Below are 16,772 nucleotides of genomic sequence, written 5' to 3' on the forward strand. Positions count from 1 at the left end.
GATGTCCCGCCCCGACTCCGCGCCGACTCCACCGATCCGGGAGCGCTCACGACGCCACTCCTGGGTACGCGTGTTCCTTCCGGTGGCACTGATCCTCGTCTGGCTGGTGGGTGCGTCGCTCGGCGGTCCCCTGTTCGGCAAGGTCGACGAGGTGTCATCCAACGACCAGACGACCTACCTGCCGGAGTCGGCGCAGGCCACCGAGGTCCAGCAACTGCTCGGCGAGTTCAACGACAGCGATTCGATCCCGGCCATCGCGGTGTTCACCTCGGACGACGCGCTCACCTCTTCCGAGCTGGACGCCATCTCCGACGCCGTCGCGGACGCACCGAACGTGGAGGGCGTCGGCGACGACGTCTCTCCGGCGCTCCCCTCCGAGGACGGGAAAGCCGTCCAGGCCTTCATCCCGATCGAGAGCGACGCGGAACTCGCCGACGCGACGGCGGCTCTCGGCGACGAGCTGCGCGGCGCCGTCCCCGACGGCATCACGGTGTACATCACCGGCCCGGCCGGCTTCAGCGCCGATCTGGTCGCGGGCTTCGCCGGCATCGACGGCCTGCTGCTCGGTGTCGCGCTCCTGGCCGTCCTGATCATCCTGGTGCTCGTCTATCGATCGTTCCTGTTGCCCCTCGTCGTGCTGTCCACGAGCCTGTTCGCGCTCTGCGTGGCACTCCTGGTCGTGTGGTGGCTCGCGAAGTTCGAGGTGCTGCTGCTCAGTGGCCAGACCCAGGGCATCCTCTTCATCCTCGTGATCGGCGCCGCCACCGACTACGCCCTGCTCCTCGTGGCACGCTTCCGGGAGGAGCTGCGGGTCTCCCAGGACAAGGGGGTGGCGCTGCTCGCGGCCTGGAAGGGGTCGGTCGAGCCGATCGCCGCCTCGGGCGGGACCGTGATCGCCGGGCTCCTCTGCCTGCTGCTCAGCGACCTGAAATCGAACAGCACCCTCGGCCCCGTGGCCGCGATCGGCATCGTGTTCGCGATGCTCTCCGCACTGACGCTGCTGCCCTCGCTCCTGCTGCTCTTCGGCCGTGCGGTGTTCTGGCCGCGACGTCCGCACTTCGAGCCCGAGGTCGTCGCCGCCGAGCACGGCATGCGGACGACGGGCCTGTGGGCTCGGTTGGCCGGCGTGATCAAGCGCCGCCCGCGGGTGATCTGGATCGTGACCACACTCGTCCTCCTGGCCGGAGCCGCCGGGGTGACCCAGCTCGATGCCAACGGTGTTCCGCAGTCCGAGCTGGTGCTCGGCGCCTCGGAGGCCCGAGACGGGCAGGTCGCGCTCGGTGAGCACTTCCCCGGCGGATCCGGCAGCCCCGTGTACGTGGTCGTCGACGAGGACCGCCTGCAGGACGTCGCCGACGTGCTCCTCGCCAACGACGGCGTCGATGCGGTCTCGGTCACCGCGGCGGATTCCCCCAGCGGCAGCGCGCCCGTGACGGCCGACGGCATCACGGCCGTCGGTCCTCCTGGGACGCCGGCCCCCGAGCCGACGACCGTCGACGGCGAGGTGCTCCTCCACGGAACGCTCACGGACGCGGCGGACTCCGAAGCCGCCGCGGCCACGGTGCGTGAGCTGCGGACCGAGCTCGACGGCACGAACGCCCTCGTCGGCGGCGTCACCGCCACGTCCATCGACACGAACGACGCGTCGATCCACGACCGCAACCTGATCATCCCGGTGATCCTCGTCGTGATCATGGTGATCCTGATGCTGTTGCTGCGCTCGATCCTCGCCCCTGTCCTGCTGATCCTGACCACGCTGCTGTCCTTCGGCACGGCGATGGGAGTCTCGGCGCTCGTGTTCAACGGGATCTTCGACTTCTCCGGTGCCGACCCCGCCGTCCCGCTCTTCGGCTTCGTGTTCCTGGTCGCGCTGGGGATCGACTACAACATCTTCCTGATGACCCGTGTGCGCGAGGAGTCGAAGGCGCACGGCACGCGCGAGGGAATCCTGCGCGGACTCTCGATCACGGGTGGCGTGATCACGTCGGCGGGTCTGGTCCTGGCCGCGACGTTCGCCGCGCTCTCCGTGATCCCGATCCTGTTCCTCGTCCAGCTGTCGTTCATCGTCGCCTTCGGAGTGCTGCTCGACACGTTCGTCGTCCGCTCTCTGCTCGTGCCAGCCCTGACCTACGACATCGGCAAAGCGATCTGGTGGCCTTCGAAGCTCTGGCGGCGCGGAGAGGACTGAGACGCCCCGCCCCACAGCGGGAAGCGACGACCTCGTTGGGTGCCCTCGACAGGATTCGAACCTGCGACCTGCCCTTTAGGAGAGGGCTGCTCTATCCCCTGAGCTACGAGGGCGCGCGTCAAGTCTACGTGACTCGAGAGCGCGCCCTCGGCGCCCCTGGCTAGGCGGCGAGAGCCAGGTACGGCTCCCATCGCGGGTCGCTGCGTTCGGTTCCCCGCACCGTCCAGGCCGTGCCGTGCGGGGGCCGCGGCGTGAATCGCAGCTGCCAGCGCATCTCCTGCGGGGTGCGGTCGCTCTTGACGTTGTTGCAGCGCAGGCAGCAGGCGACGAGGTTCTCCCAGGAGTCCGCGCCTCCACGCGAACGCGGCAGCACGTGGTCGATCGTGGATGCGGCTTTCCCGCAGTAGCCGCACCGGTGATTGTCGCGACGGAGCACGCCACGCCGCGTGACCGGCACTCGTCTGCTCGTCGGCACCCGGACGTACCGGGCGAGGATGATGACCGCGGGACGATCGTAGACACCGTGGGTGCCCCAGACGGGGTCGTCTTCCACGCGTTCGACAACGGTCGCCTTGTCGTTCATGACGAGCACGAGGGCTCGTTTGAACGACACGATCGCGAGCGGCTCGTATCCGGCATTCAGGACCAGTGTGCGCATTCGTCATCCTCTCGATCCGCCGGGACGGCTTCCCGGCACTCTCGACTCACACGAGGTCGCGCAGGTGGCAGAGCGATCGCAGGGACGAAAAAAGGCGCCGTCTAAAGACAGCGCCTTTCGCGCACGGCAACGCCGTGGCATCCCTGCGGGCTATGCAGAAGGACGTGACGACCGAGGGCATCCATGGTTCGGATGGTCGGTATTCGCTCCATCTGCCTCTCCCCGCTGTTCGACAACGGGATCAGGCTAACCCATCTCCCTGGATGCAGGGCGAAACAGCGGGTGAATGACGGAGAACGTGTCGGAGAATCAGCCGGCGTTGACCGACAGCCACGACATGGGCTCGACGAGTCCGCCGTTGATCCAGACTTCGAAGTGGAGGTGGTTCGCGGTCGATCGTCCGGTGCTGCCGACGTAGCCGATCAGCTGCCCCGCGGCGACCGTCTGGCCGACCTGCACCTGACGCGAGCCGTAGATCATGTGCCCGTAGGTGGTCTGCACGCGCTGCCCACCGACGACACTGTCGAGCATGATGCACACGCCGTAGCCGCCGATGCTCTCCGCCGAGGCGCGGACCACACCCGCCGCGGCCGCATAGATCGGGGTTCCAGCGGGAGCGAGCATGTCGGCACCGTTGTGGCCGCCGCCGATCGTGCGACTGACGTTCCAGGAGCCCATCGGGAGCGGGTACCGGACCTCGCCGGACCCGGGCGAAGTGAGGGCGTAACCCGCGGAGTTGAACTGAGCGGACGCAGTGGTCGCGGCGGCGGCACGAGCGGCTGCGGCCTCCTCCGCCTTCTTCTTCGCGATCTCCTCCGGAGTCGTGGCGCTGAAGGTTCCACGGCTCAGCGGCGCGGCGGTGGCCTGCGAGGCGACGACGAGGGACTGCGCGTCAACCGCGGCGAGCTGCTGCAGGGTCGTGGTCGCGGCGGCTTCGGTCGGCTTCGGCGAGGCGAAGGCCGGAAGCGCGATGCCGGCCACCAGTGCACCGACGGCCCCGAAGATGGCGATGGAACGAAGTGGCTTCAGAGCCTTGCGAGCACCCACGCGCGCGCCGGTCCGGCGGGCTGGTACTCGGTCTTCAGATGTCTTCTTCGCGGTCGGTTCGATGTCTGCGGCCAAAACGTGGTCCTCCTGGGCCCTCGCGCTTTCGGGTAGCGCTGGCTCGTCGGCACTCTGCTCTCGTGGCATGAATGTAGCTCGGGGTACTTCGTGCGTTCCTGCCGTGAAGACGACGAGCCTGGAAGGCGAATCTTCGCGGTGCGTCTCCAGCGGGCTTCTTCGCTGGCGACTCGACCGAGGTTACCGGAAGATAACGATCGTGTCACCCCAGGAACCTGACAATCATCGCAGAGGCCCGGTCGGGGGCCGCCTCCGCGCCGGGATCCCGCGGAGGATCAGGCCGGTTCGCCCACCAGGAAGATGTGCGAAGCCAGCTCGACGGGAAGCTCGAGTCCGTCGGTCTGGCCGTCCATCTGGATGAGGACGTATCCCTCGCTGAAACGGAAGTCACCGTGCGCGCCGGGCACCACGCCGGCGTCGCGGAGCTGCTCCAGCAGTTCGGGGTCGACCTGCGCGGGCTCGGCGAGACGGCGGACCGTGCCCTCGACGGGCTCCCCCGCCGCGTTCAGACGCTGCACGAGACCGATGACGCCTTCGTCGAAGGTACGAGCGGGGATGTCGCCGAGCTGGTCGAGGCCCGGGATCGGGTTGCCGTAGGGCGACTCGGTCGGGTGGCCCAGGAGCTCGACCAAGCGGCGCTCCACCTGCTCGCTCATGACGTGCTCCCACCGGCAGGCCTCTTCGTGGACGAACGCCCAGTCGAGCCCGATGACATCCGAGAGCAGGCGCTCGGCGAGACGGTGCTTGCGCATCACGTCGACGGCCTTGCGACGCCCCGCGTCGGTGAGCTCGAGCGTGCGATCTTCGGAGACGATGACGAGACCGTCGCGCTCCATACGCCCCACCGTCTGCGAAACCGTGGGACCCGAGTGGCCCAGGCGCTCGGAGATGCGCGCGCGCAGCGGCACGATGTTCTCCTCCTCGAGTTCGAGGATGGTGCGGAGATACATCTCCGTGGTGTCGATCAGATCGGTCATGTGCAGGCCCTCCGGGGTTCTTAGGCAAGCCTACATTCCCGGACGGACATCAGACCCGTGCACGGTGCGGGAGCCCACCGCTCGCCCCCTAGAATCAAGCCATGGCGATCGAGATTCCCCGTGACCTCCTGCCCACTGACGGCCGCTTCGGCTGCGGCCCCTCGAAGGTGCGCCCCGCGCAACTCGAGGCCCTGGCCGCCTCGGGAGCCTCGATCCTGGGCACATCGCACCGCCAGGCCCCGGTGAAGAACCTCGTCGGAAGCGTGCGCGAACAGCTCGCGGCGCTGCTGCGCGTTCCCGAGGGATACGAGATCATCGTCGGCAACGGCGGATCCACCGCGTTCTGGGATGCCGCCGCGTTCGGACTCATCGAGCGCCGTAGCCAGAACCTCGTGTTCGGTGAGTTCGGCGGCAAGTTCGCCGCCGCCGCGGGGGCTCCGTGGCTCGAGGCTCCCGATGTCCGCAAGGCCGAGCCGGGATCGCTGACCGTCGCCGAGGCCGTGCCGGGTGTCGACGTCTACGCCTGGCCCCACAACGAGACCTCGACCGGAGTCGCGGCGCCCATCGCCCGCGTCGACGCCGAGGGGGCGCTCACCGTCATCGACGCGACGAGCGCTGCCGGCGGGATCGACTTCGATGCCGCCCAGGCCGATGTGTACTACTTCGCACCGCAGAAGAACCTCGGTTCAGACGGCGGCCTCTGGTTCGCCGCCGTCTCCCCCGCCGCGATCGAACGCATCGAACGCATCGCCGCGACCGACCGGTACATCCCCGAGTTCCTCAGCCTGAAGAACGCGGTCGACAACTCGCGCCTCAACCAGACGCTCAACACCCCGGCCCTCACGACGCTGCACCTGCTCGACAGCCAGTTGCGGTGGATCCTCGACAACGGAGGACTCGCCTGGGCCGCGGCCCGCACGGCGGAGTCCTCTTCGGTGCTCTACGACTGGGCGGAAGCGTCGTCGGTCGCCACTCCGTTCGTCGCGGATGCCGCGCACCGGTCACCCGTGGTCGCGACGATCGACTTCGACGACAGCATCGACGCCGCCGCCATCGCGAAGACGCTCCGCGCCAACGGGATCGTCGACACGGAGCCCTACCGCAAGCTCGGTCGCAACCAGTTGCGCGTGGCGACGTTCGTCTCCATCGAGCCGGACGACGTGCGCCAGCTCACCCGTTCCATCGAGTACGTGCTGGAGAACCTGGGCGCCTGAGCGCCCGGGCTCACTCCTCTTCGTCGACCTCGCCGGCGTCCTCATCGAGGGCGCCGGCTTCGTCATCCTCGGCGTCTTCGTCTTCGTCCGCGGCGTCGTCGTCCTCGGTCGCGTCCGCGTCGGCTTCGGCGGCGGAATCGTCGAGCTCATCGATGTCGACGCCGTCGACGTCACCCGCATGCAGGATGTCCGAGACGTGGTCGCCCTCATCGAGGTCATCCTCGTCTTCGTCGAGGTCCTCGTCGAGATCGTCGTCCGCGTCGTCGTCCAGCTCGTCGTCGGACGATTCTCCGTCGCCGTCCGCCGCGGCCGCTTCGGCGAGCTCGGCCTGGTGTGCGCGATACTCCGCCAGCCGCTCGGCCCAGGGCACCCACTCCGGCGCGAGGAGAGCACCTTCACCGGGGAGCAGTTCGACCTCGAGGACCGTCGGGTCCTCGTCGTCCACTCGGGCGATCGTCACCGTCCAGTACCACCCGGGGTAGCCGGCGAGACGGTTCTCGAATCGCAGCGAGACCGAGCCGTCGTCCTCGGGGAGGTAGCCGGCAGCCGGTCCGATGGAGGACGCAGGGGTGATCTCGCGCAAAGCTGCCAGCGCGAGATCGTGGGCGCCGATGAGACGGGCGTCGGCGTCAGGCTTCGAGGTCATCGGCGACCTTGCGCAGGACGGCCGCGATCTTGCGGCCGTGTCCGGAGGAGGGGTAGCGTCCGCGGCGCAGGTCTCCGCCGATGCCGTCGAGGAGCTTCACGAGGTCTTCGACGATGATCGCCATGTCGTCGGCGGGCTTGCGCTTGGCCTTCGACAGGCTGGGCGGCGCCTCGAGCACCCGCACCGAGAGCGCCTGGAGGCCGCGCTTGCCGTCTGCCACGCCGAACTCCACGCGCGCACCCGCCTTCACCGCGGCACCCGCAGGCATCGCAGAGGCGTGCAGGAAGACGTCCTGGCCGTCATCGCTGGCGATGAAGCCGAAACCCTTGTCTTCGTCGTAGAACCTGACCTTGCCGGTGGGCATGGGAGAACCTCGCTGAGATCGATATGCAGAACCATTGACGCGCTCGTGCGCGTACTCCCAGCCTACCGGTCGCGGGCTTCGCCGATCCGATGGTGTCGGTGAGAGTAGGCTGAGGCGGATGAGCACGCAGAATTCCGAACCGGAGGTTCCCGTCCGCCGGCTGGATCGTTTCCTGGCGTTCGCCGCGCTCGGTATCGCCGCGGCCTCCGTGGTGTGCTTCTTCGCCATCATCATCGGGACCGCTGTCGGCATGGACCAGAGCGCCTTCGGCGAGGGAGCGTGGCCGTTCATCGCGGCGATCCCCTACTGGGGCCTCCCCGTCGCCTTCCTGATGATCCTCACGCTCCTCATCATGAGCTTCGTCCGAAAGGGACGCGCTTCCACGCGTTCGTGAGGAATCGGCCATGAGCACTCACGCACGACCGCTGGCGGACTGGCTGGCAGCGGCGAGCGATGACGACCTCCGACGACTCTTCACCGCGCGTCAGGTGCGGCCGGACGCGGCCTGGCAGGACTTCTTCGACGCGGCTGAGGCGCTGCTCGACCCGGCGTCGCTGGCGAAAGTCCTCCCCACGCTGACTGCGGCCGAGGCGAGGGCCCTCACCGACACGACCTCGGGCGCTTCTGCCGGTGCCCTGCAGGAACGACTGACAGCGCTCGCTCTGCTGCGCCCCGACGGCACACCGTATCCACCCGTGACCGCCGCGATCGCGGGACGACCTTCTCCCGAGCCCGTGACGGATCGCCCGGTTCCGCCCCGCTCCTCCGACGCCGCCTCGGCGCACGCGGCCGAACGCGCTTTCACGACGGTGGCCGTGCTCGCAGACCTCCTCCTCATCGCGCGGGAGCGTCCCTTCGCGCTGCTCACCGGCGGCGGTGTGAACGCGGGCGAGAAGCGTCAGCTCACCGAAGCAGGTGTACCGGGGGAACTGGTCGACACGCTGGCCTCCATCGCCCTCCAGGCAGGTCTCGCGGTCTCCGCCGACCGCCGTCTTCGATCGAGCCGGTCCGCCGAGGAATGGCTGCGTTCCTCGGCCGTCGACCGCTGGAGCGTGCTGGCACGCTCGTTTCGCGATGCTCTTCCGCGCGGAATCCGGTCCGCGGACGGCGGATGGATCCCGCCGGAGTCGTGGCTCGACGCTCACCCCTGGGACCAGGGCTGGCCGGAGCGCTCTGAGGCGCTGCACGACGCGGCCCGCCTGCTCGGCCTGATCGCCGAAGACGGCACCGAACCCGAGTGGGCCGCGGCACTGCGCAGCGGCGACGCCGCGGAGACGGACGCACTCGCGAGACTCCTTCCCGCCGAGGTCGACCGGATCTTCCTGCAGAACGACCTCACGGCCATCGCCCCCGGCCCGCTGGAACCCGCGCTCGACGTGCGGGTGCGCACGATCGCCGCTCGGGAGTCCGCGGCGCAGGCCTCGTCCTACCGTTTCACCGCGGAGTCCGTCGCACACGCATTCGCGACCGGAGAGACGGAGCAGTCGATCCTCGACTTCCTCGGCACCCTCTCGCTCACGGGCATCCCGCAGCCGCTCAGCTACCTGATCGCGCAGACGGCGCAACGGCACGGTCTGGTCCGCGTCTCCACGGACGAGGAGACCGGCCGCACCCGGATCGAGAGCACCGACGGACACCTCATCGACACGATGGCCGTCGACCAGTCCCTGCGGCCGCTCGCTCTCACCGCACACGTCGGATCGCTCACCACCCGGGTCGGTCGAGACACCGTGTACTGGGCGCTCACGGATGCGCGATACCCGGCGACCCTGGTCGGGCCTGACGGTGCCCTCCTCGTCCGCGAGCGCCACCCGGCCCCCGCGTCCGATGCCGCACACACCGACGCGTCGGACCTGAGCCCCCTCATCGCCCGGTTGCGGTCGCACCAGGGACCGGATGCCGACGCCGCCTGGCTCGATCGCGAGCTCGAGGCCGCGGTACGGACGAAGTCCGTGCTGCAGGTGACCGTCGGCATGCCGGACGGCTCGACGCGAGAGCTTCTCCTGGAGGCGACGGGGATGGGCGGTGGGCGGCTGCGCGGGCGCGATCGCGCCGCCGACGTGGAGCGCACCCTTCCCGTATCGAGCATCCGCGCTGCGACGATCGTCGCGCCGTAGGCCCCATGCCTCACGCGACCGGTAAACTGGTCAGCTATGTCTGATGGCCCCCTGATCGTCCAGAGCGATCGCACCGTGCTGCTCGAAGTGGCCCATGCCGACGCCGAGAGCGCCCGCCACGAACTCGCGATCTTCGCCGAGCTGGAACGCGCTCCCGAACACATCCACACGTATCGCATCACCCGGCTGGGTCTGTGGAACGCCCGTGCCGCCGGGCACACCGCGGACGACATGCTCGAGACGCTGGACCGCTGGTCGCGATTCCCGGTGCCGCCCTCCGTCTCCGTCGATCTGCGCGAGACGGTGAATCGCTACGGCCGGCTGGTCATCGAGCGTGATGACGAAGGCACCCTGATCCTGCGTTCGTCGGATCCTGCCGTCCTCGCGCAGGTCGCGAACAACAAGCGCATCCAGCCTCTGCTGATCGGTCACCCGAGCCCTGAGACCTACGTCGTCGACGCCTGGGCACGCGGACAGATCAAGCAGGAGCTGCTGAAGATCGGCTGGCCCGCCGAGGACCTCGCCGGCTACACCCCCGGCACTCCGCACGAGATCGACCTCGCCGAAGACGGCTGGGAGATCCGTCCGTACCAGCAGGATGCCGTCGATGCTTTCTCGAAGGACGGTTCGGGCGTCGTGGTGCTCCCCTGCGGTGCGGGGAAGACGATCGTCGGCGCCGGGGCGATGGCCGCGACGAAGACCACCACGCTGATCCTCGTCACCAACACGGTGTCGGCCCGGCAGTGGCGCGACGAGCTGCTCAAGCGCACGAGCCTGACCCCTGAGGAGATCGGCGAGTACTCCGGCCAGGCCAAAGAGGTCAAGCCCGTCACCATTGCGACGTATCAGATCCTCACCGCGAAGCGGAAGGGCCAGTACGCGCACCTGGCATTGCTGGATGCCCTCGACTGGGGCCTCATCGTGTATGACGAGGTCCACTTGCTCCCGGCCCCCGTGTTCAAGCTCACCGCCGACCTGCAGGCCCGCCGCCGCATCGGCCTGACCGCGACCCTGGTCCGCGAGGACGGGCGCGAGGGAGACGTCTTCAGCCTGATCGGGCCCAAACGCTTCGACGCGCCGTGGAAGCAGATCGAGGCGCAGGGGTTCATCTCCCCCGCCGCCTGCTACGAAGTGCGCGTCGACCTCCCGCCGAGCGACCGTCTCGAGTACGCCGCGGCGACCGACGACGAACGCTATCGGCTCGCTGCTTCCGCGCCGGCCAAGGTGACGGCGGTGCGCGAGCTCATCGCCAAGCATGAGGGCGAGCGCATCCTCGTGATCGGCCAGTACCTCGATCAGCTCGAGTCGCTGTCGGCGGCCTTGGATGCTCCGCAGATCACCGGGGCGACGCCGGTCGACGAGCGCGAGGAGCTGTACCGGGCCTTCCGCGAGGGCGAGATCTCGCTCCTGGTGGTGTCGAAGGTCGCGAACTTCTCGATCGACCTGCCGGAGGCGTCCGTCGCCATCCAGGTGTCCGGCTCGTTCGGATCGCGCCAGGAAGAGGCCCAGCGACTCGGACGCCTGCTGCGCCCGAAGCAGTCCGGACACACCGCGAGCTTCTACACCCTCGTCGCCCGCGACACCATCGATCAGGACTACGCCCAGAACCGCCAGCGCTTCCTCGCCGAGCAGGGTTACAGCTACACGATCATGGACTCCGACGCCCTCGCCGCCTGATCTCGTCCGTTCGACCTCCCCGGATGTCGAGCCGCTCAGCCGTGCAGGGCGCGCGGCAGATGGTGGGTCCCCTCGTGCCGGGCCGGTGCGGACACGGGCACCGTCGCCGTGCGCGTGACACCGAGGCGTCGCGCCCACCGGTCGGCGAGCACCGCGTACACGACCATCGCGATCATCGAGCCGACGAGGTCCGCCGCCGTCCCCGACGTGGCGTTCGCATCGACGAGGGCGACGGATCCGAGCAGGAAGATGAGCACGTTGTTGACGATGTGCAGGGAGATCGCCGCCTCGAGGCCGCCGGTCCGCCAGGTCAGCCAGGCAGCGACGATCGCGAAGGCCCCCACGCTCGCAGCGCCCCAGACGTCGTAGCCGTGGCCGAGGACGAACAAGGGGACGGGCAGCAGGATGGCGAAGGCCGGATGCCGGAGCCAGCTGCCGACCAGCTGCATGAGGTAGCCGCGGAAGACGTACTCCTCTGCGGCTGCCTGGAAGGGGATCAGCAGCAGCACGAGGAGGACCATGATCCACAGTCCGGGGTGCGAGAAGTCAGCGACCACCGCCTCTCCGGCGAGCGCCGACCACCCCAGCACGACGGCGAAGTACACGGCGAACACCGCGAGCGCCAGCAGGAGGCTCTTCCCGAGCCACCCCATCCGCAATCGTGCCGTGACCGAGGACAGCAGCCCGACGCCACGGCCTTCCACGACCCGGGATGCCAGCAGCAGGGCGGGGATCATCAGGATCAAGGGGAGCACCAGCGCGATCAGCAGCCAGGGACGGTCGAGGTCGAAGTACCGCACGGAGGTGAGGAGCACCATCATCTCGTCGCCCCACCCCGGGATGACCACCGCTGCGACGACCAGGGGCACCGTCAGGACGAGGAGGAGGACGACGTAGAACGCGAGGGCGACGAGCCCGGTCAGGAGCGGCCGCCACCAGCGATATCGCGGTCGCAGGTGCGCCAGGCGGTGGTACGGGATCTGCGTGGCAGGCGAGAGTGTGGGCGGGGCGGGGGCGGCGGACGCGTCCTCGTTCGAGCTCATGTCTCAATCCTGGCCTGTTCACCTGTGCCTCTCCTCCCACCCCGGAATGATCTCGTTTCCCGCGGGTCACGAGCGCGTCGGCGGCCTGCCGGGAGAGCGCGACTCCACGCCGTTCCGCACAATAGTCAGCATCCGCATGGCCGGAGTCACCATAATGGGGACATGACTGCTCCGCGCATCCTGGTCGTCGATGACGAACCCAACATCCGCGACCTGCTCTCCACGGGTCTCAGCTTCGCCGGATTCCAGGTGAAGACGGTCGCCAACGGCGCCGCCACGATCTCGGCCGTCCTCGAAGAGGAACCGGACCTGATCATCCTGGACGTCATGCTCCCGGATATGAACGGGTTCAGCGTGACCAAGCGCCTCCGTGGCGCCGGTTTCACCGCCCCGATCCTCTTCCTGACGGCGAAGGACGGCACCGACGACAAGATCGAGGGGCTCAACGCCGGCGGTGACGACTACGTCACCAAGCCTTTCAGCCTCGACGAGATCGTGGCCAGAGCGCAGGCGATCCTTCGCCGCACCATGCAGGCCGACGAGGAGTCGATCATCCGTGCCGGTGAGTTGTCGATGGACCAGGACACCCATGACGTCCACGTGGGCAAGGAGCCGATCGAGCTCAGCCCGACCGAGTTCAAGCTGCTGCGCTACCTGATGCTCAACCCGAACCGTGTGCTGTCGAAGGCGCAGATCCTCGACCACGTGTGGGAGTACGACTTCAACGGTGACGCGGGCATCGTCGAGAGCTACATCTCGTACCTTCGCCGCAAGATCGATCCCCACACCGAGGAGTCGCTGATCCAGACGAAGCGCGGCTTCGGATACATGTTGAAGGTCGGCAAGTCGGCCTGACCCCCGGGCCACCACCACTCGACGCCGCACAGCGGCGTGTTCGCCGCACCGAGGAGGACCGCATGGCGCACAAGCCCGATGCGGTCACCAGCTGGTGGCGGCGCATCAGCCTCCGGGCGAAGGTGACCGGAGTCACGGTGGCCGTCCTGGCGCTCGGGCTGCTGGTGGCAGGCATCGGAACGGTGCCGATCTTGCGCAACGCCCTCGTCGCGAACATCGATGCGCAGCTTCCCGCGCTGGTCTCCAGTGATCTCGTGGAACGGTACTTCGAGACCGCGACGGTGGACGGAACCACCACCTACACACCGCGCGAAGAGCAGCCGCGGGACTTCTCCTTCGCCATCTACGATGCGACGGGTGTGCTGCGGGCCACCGCGCGCGGCACCTCCGGCCCGTCGCCCCTCTTCCCCTCCGAGTATTCGCTCGCCAAGGCGACCGCCGACTCCGAACGCACCCCGATCGAGCTCGCAGGACCCGATGGCGAGGTCTTCCACGCCGCGGTCGCCGTGGTGGGCTCGGAGGGAAGCGGGGGCGCGCTCCGCATCCAGCTGGTCGCCCTGCCGCTCGCACCGGCGGATCGCATCGTCAGCCAGTACTTCGGCATCTACATCACGATCGCCCTGATCACGATCCTCGTCGCCGCGCTGCTCACTCGCGGCCTCGTCACCCTGACCTTCCGCAGACTCGGCCAGGTCGAGGCGACCGCCATGTCGATCGCCGCCGGCGACTTCCGGCAGCGCCTCACCGATCTCGAGCCGACGACGGAGGTCGGCCGTCTGAACGCGGCGATCAACACGATGCTCGATCGTGTCGACCGCTCGCTCGCGCAGCGCGACCGGACCGTGCAGCACATGCGACGTTTCATCGGCGACGCCAGCCATGAGTTGCGCACACCCCTCGTGAGCGTTCGCGGGTATGCGGAGCTCTATCGGATGGGCGCGATCAAGGGCGAGGAGGACACCGGCAGAGCCATGGAGCGCATCGAGAAGGAAGCGATCCGGATGGGCGTCCTCGTGGAGGACCTCCTCGCGCTGGCACGCCTGGACGAGGAGCGGGAACCGGAGATCGTCCCGCTCGATCTGCGTCCGATCGCACGCGACGCTGCACTCGACCTGCGCGCCGCCGCTCCTGGCCGGACGGTCACCGTGATCGACCGGACGGTCGGCGCCCCGGCCACGACCCCTTTGCGCATCGCCCCTTCCCCGCAACCGCAGGATGCCGCGTCCCCGGCTCCCCGCGGACTCTCCCGGACAGCTCTCTCCCGACTGCGTCGCCGTCCCCGTACTCCCGAGCCGGCCCCGGCCATCGACTTCACCGAGATCCCGGACATCCCCGTGCGGACGCCTCCGATCGTGCTCGGGGAGGAGAACAAGGTGCGCCAGGTCGTCACCAACCTGCTGGGCAATGCCCGCCGCTTCTCCCCCGAGGACGGGCCGATCGAACTCATCGTCGACTCCGACCGCGTCCGCGGCACCGGGAGCATCGCGGTCGTGGATCATGGCGAAGGCATCCCGCCGCAGATCCGCGAGCAGATCTTCGAGCGGTTCTGGCGCGCCGACACCTCACGGGCGAGGGAAACAGGGGGATCGGGCCTCGGCCTCGCGATCGTCGCGTCGATCATGAAGGCGCTGCACGGGGGCGTCGAGGTGTCGGAGACCCCGGGCGGTGGCGCGACCTTCACGGTCACCCTCCCCCTCGCACCGGCCCGCGCGACCCCCGCGCACCTGCTCGAGGACACGCAGCCGTTGGAACGGCTCGACCTCCCCTGACCCGCAGCCGCCACGGACGAGGGGACGATCCGTGACGCCGAGAGTTCTGCACGGCTCACGGGATCGATCGGCTTCCCCCAGGTGCCGAGTCCTCCCGTGACGGACATGATTCTCGGAGCCGCCTCGCACCTAGCGTCGGAGCTCCAACGAGAAGGAGTTCCCATGTCTGTCTTCACCGTCGACACCGAAGCCGTCCACGCTGCGCACGGCGCCGTCAGAGCCACCATCGAGCGCCTGCAGAGTGAATCAGCGACGCTCATGGCGCAGCTCCGTCAACTGCAGACGTCCTGGGTCGGAAGCGCCTCCAACGCATTCCAGGGCTGTGCAGAGCAGTGGCAGGGAGCCCAGCTGCATGTGGAGCAGGTCCTCGACTCGATCGGCACCTCGCTCGGATCGGCCGCCTCCCAGTACGCCGATGCCGACCAGTACTCGGCGAGCCTGTTCCGCTGAGACTGGTTCCCGAGAATGCAGAACGCCCCCGGCCGAAGCCGGGGGCGTTCTGTCAGGAAGGATGGATCAGAAGTCCATGCCACCCGACGGGTCAGCCATCGGAGCAGCTGCCTTCTCGGGCTTGTCGGCCACGACGACCTCGGTCGTGAGGAACAGAGCCGCGATCGATGCCGCGTTCTGCAGCGCCGAGCGGGTGACCTTGGCCGGGTCGATGATGCCGGCGCCGAACATGTCGACGTACTCGCCCGTCGCCGCGTTCAGGCCCTGGCCCGCGGGGAGCTCGGCGACCTTGTTGGCGACGACACCGGCCTCGAGACCGGCGTTCAGCGCGATCTGCTTCAGCGGAGCCTGGATGGCGACGCGGACGATGTTCGCGCCGGTCGACTCGTCGCCCGTGAGCGAGAGGGCGTCGAGCGCCTTCGTGCCGGACTGGATCAGCGCGACGCCACCACCGGGGACGATGCCCTCCTCGACGGCCGCCTTCGCGTTGCGGACGGCGTCTTCGATGCGGTGCTTGCGCTCCTTGAGCTCGACCTCGGTCGCTGCACCCGCCTTGATGACGGCGACGCCACCGGCGAGCTTGGCCAGGCGCTCCTGGAGCTTCTCGCGGTCGTAGTCGCTGTCGGTGTTCTCGATCTCGCGACGGATCTGCGTGACGCGACCCTCGATCTGGTCGGCCTCGCCGGCACCCTCGACGATCGTGGTCTCGTCCTTGGTGACGATGACCTTGCGCGCACGGCCCAGCAGGTCGAGCGTGGCGTTCTCCAGCTTGAGGCCGACCTCTTCGGTGATGACCTGACCACCGGTGAGGATCGCGATGTCCTGCAGCTGCGCCTTGCGACGGTCGCCGAAGCCGGGAGCCTTGACGGCGACCGACTTGAAGATGCCCTTGAGCTTGTTCAGCACGAGCGTCGCGAGAGCCTCGCCCTCGACGTCCTCGGCGATGATGACGAGCTCCTTGCCGTCCTGGATCACCTTGTCGACGATGGGCAGGAGGTCCTTGATGTTGGAGACCTTCTGGTTCGCGATGAGGATGTACGGGTCCTCGAAGACAGCCTCCTGGCGCTCCGGGTCCGTGACGAAGTACGGGTTCAGGTAGCCCTTGTCGAAGCGCATGCCCTCGGTGAGCTCGAGCTCGGTGCCGAACGTCTGCGACTCCTCGACGGTGACGACGCCTTCCTTGCCGACCTTGTCGATCGCCTCGGCGATGAGCTCGCCGATCGCGGGGTCCGCAGCGGAGATGGAAGCCGTGGCCGCGATCTGCTCCTTCGAGTCGATCTCCTTGGCGGTCGAGAGCAGCTCCTCGGTGATCGCTGCGACGGCCTTCTCGATGCCGCGCTTGAGCGAGATGGGGTCGGCGCCGGCCGCGACGTTGCGCAGACCTTCACGGACCAGAGCCTGAGCGAGGACCGTGGCGGTGGTGGTGCCGTCACCCGCGACGTCGTCGGTCTTCTTGGCGACCTCCTTGACGAGCTCCGCGCCGATCTTCTCGTACGGGTCGTCCAGCTCGATCTCCTTGGCGATGGAGACACCGTCGTTCGTGATCGTGGGGGCGCCCCACTTCTTCTCGAGGACGACGTTGCGACCGCGCGGGCCGAGGGTCACCTTGACCGCGTCGGCGAGGATGTTCAGGCCGCGCTCGAGGCCGCGGCGGGCCTCCTCATCGAAAGCAATGATCTTTGCCATGAGTTT

The 16,772-nt window shown here is 68.5% G+C and carries 15 protein-coding genes and 1 tRNA gene; 8 read left to right on the plus strand and 8 right to left on the minus strand.

The features are described from left to right. Position 1 precedes the first annotated feature (1 nt). On the plus strand, positions 2-2,188 hold the full coding sequence (locus ACLF6J_RS12725) for an MMPL family transporter (protein ID WP_134351901.1): 2,187 nt from the start codon (positions 2-4) through the stop codon (positions 2,186-2,188). A gap of 40 nt (positions 2,189-2,228) precedes the next feature. On the opposite strand, the gene ACLF6J_RS12730 is transcribed toward ACLF6J_RS12725, so the two are convergent. From ACLF6J_RS12730 to ACLF6J_RS12745, 4 genes are all read right to left on the minus strand, one after another. Further along, positions 2,229-2,301, minus strand: a tRNA-Arg gene (locus ACLF6J_RS12730). A gap of 47 nt (positions 2,302-2,348) precedes the next feature. After that, on the minus strand, positions 2,349-2,846 hold the full coding sequence (locus ACLF6J_RS12735) for an HNH endonuclease (RefSeq protein ID WP_134351903.1): 498 nt from the start codon (positions 2,844-2,846) through the stop codon (positions 2,349-2,351). Positions 2,847-3,155: 309 nt separating this feature from the next. Next, entirely contained in the window at positions 3,156-3,893 is a 738-nt protein-coding gene (locus ACLF6J_RS12740; RefSeq protein WP_052193458.1) for a M23 family metallopeptidase, read from the minus strand. 350 nt (positions 3,894-4,243) lie between these two features. After that, positions 4,244-4,945 carry a metal-dependent transcriptional regulator gene (locus tag ACLF6J_RS12745; RefSeq protein WP_047522511.1) on the minus strand — a complete coding sequence of 234 codons (702 nt, stop codon included), beginning with the start codon at positions 4,943-4,945 and terminating at the stop codon, positions 4,244-4,246. A 101-nt stretch (positions 4,946-5,046) separates the two neighbouring features. Between ACLF6J_RS12745 and serC the strand changes: the two genes are divergently transcribed. After that, positions 5,047-6,159, plus strand: a complete 1,113-nt coding sequence (serC, locus tag ACLF6J_RS12750; RefSeq protein ID WP_047522522.1) for a phosphoserine transaminase — start codon at positions 5,047-5,049, stop codon at positions 6,157-6,159. A 10-nt stretch (positions 6,160-6,169) separates the two neighbouring features. Here the strand turns inward: serC and ACLF6J_RS12755 are convergent, their stop codons facing one another. Next, positions 6,170-6,805 (minus strand): DUF3027 domain-containing protein, encoded by a 636-nt coding sequence (locus ACLF6J_RS12755; RefSeq protein ID WP_134351905.1) that lies wholly within the window; start codon positions 6,803-6,805, stop codon positions 6,170-6,172. Further along, a complete protein-coding gene (locus tag ACLF6J_RS12760) occupies positions 6,789-7,169 on the minus strand; it encodes a cold-shock protein (protein WP_047522525.1) in 381 nt (126 codons plus the stop codon). The genes ACLF6J_RS12755 and ACLF6J_RS12760 overlap by 17 nt, the downstream gene beginning before the upstream one ends. A gap of 118 nt (positions 7,170-7,287) precedes the next feature. Between ACLF6J_RS12760 and ACLF6J_RS12765 the strand changes: the two genes are divergently transcribed. From ACLF6J_RS12765 to ACLF6J_RS12775, 3 genes are read left to right on the plus strand one after another with little or no spacing between them, the layout of a single operon-like run. Continuing rightward, positions 7,288-7,563, plus strand: coding sequence for a multidrug ABC transporter ATPase (locus ACLF6J_RS12765; protein ID WP_134351907.1), 276 nt, complete (start codon positions 7,288-7,290; stop codon positions 7,561-7,563). A 10-nt stretch (positions 7,564-7,573) separates the two neighbouring features. Next, positions 7,574-9,286, plus strand: coding sequence for a helicase-associated domain-containing protein (locus ACLF6J_RS12770; RefSeq protein WP_134351909.1), 1,713 nt, complete (start codon positions 7,574-7,576; stop codon positions 9,284-9,286). A gap of 36 nt (positions 9,287-9,322) precedes the next feature. Further along, a complete protein-coding gene (locus ACLF6J_RS12775; RefSeq protein WP_047522531.1) occupies positions 9,323-10,963 on the plus strand; it encodes a DNA repair helicase XPB in 1,641 nt (546 codons plus the stop codon). A gap of 35 nt (positions 10,964-10,998) precedes the next feature. Here ACLF6J_RS12775 and ACLF6J_RS12780 read toward each other — a convergent pair whose 3' ends face one another. Next, entirely contained in the window at positions 10,999-12,006 is a 1,008-nt protein-coding gene (locus ACLF6J_RS12780; protein ID WP_134351911.1) for a CPBP family intramembrane glutamic endopeptidase, read from the minus strand. A 162-nt stretch (positions 12,007-12,168) separates the two neighbouring features. On the opposite strand from ACLF6J_RS12780, the gene ACLF6J_RS12785 reads away from it, so the two are divergent. The 3 genes from ACLF6J_RS12785 (at position 12,169) to ACLF6J_RS12795 (ending at position 15,080) form a co-directional block, all read left to right on the plus strand. Further along, positions 12,169-12,861 (plus strand): response regulator transcription factor, encoded by a 693-nt coding sequence (locus ACLF6J_RS12785; RefSeq protein ID WP_047522533.1) that lies wholly within the window; start codon positions 12,169-12,171, stop codon positions 12,859-12,861. A 62-nt stretch (positions 12,862-12,923) separates the two neighbouring features. Further along, positions 12,924-14,630: a sensor histidine kinase gene (locus ACLF6J_RS12790; RefSeq protein WP_134351913.1), complete on the plus strand. Its 1,707-nt coding sequence runs from the start codon at positions 12,924-12,926 to the stop codon at positions 14,628-14,630. Positions 14,631-14,792: 162 nt separating this feature from the next. Beyond that, the gene (locus tag ACLF6J_RS12795) at positions 14,793-15,080 is read left to right on the plus strand and encodes a WXG100 family type VII secretion target (protein WP_131491493.1); all 288 of its coding nucleotides are present in this window, start codon (positions 14,793-14,795) and stop codon (positions 15,078-15,080) included. Between the two features lie 66 nt (positions 15,081-15,146). Here ACLF6J_RS12795 and groL read toward each other — a convergent pair whose 3' ends face one another. Beyond that, positions 15,147-16,766 carry a chaperonin GroEL gene (gene groL, locus ACLF6J_RS12800; RefSeq protein WP_047521477.1) on the minus strand — a complete coding sequence of 540 codons (1,620 nt, stop codon included), beginning with the start codon at positions 16,764-16,766 and terminating at the stop codon, positions 15,147-15,149. Positions 16,767-16,772 lie beyond the last annotated feature (6 nt).

This window comes from Microbacterium sp. IO18, assembly GCF_049099505.1.
Taxonomy (GTDB): domain Bacteria; phylum Actinomycetota; class Actinomycetes; order Actinomycetales; family Microbacteriaceae; genus Microbacterium; species Microbacterium aurugineum.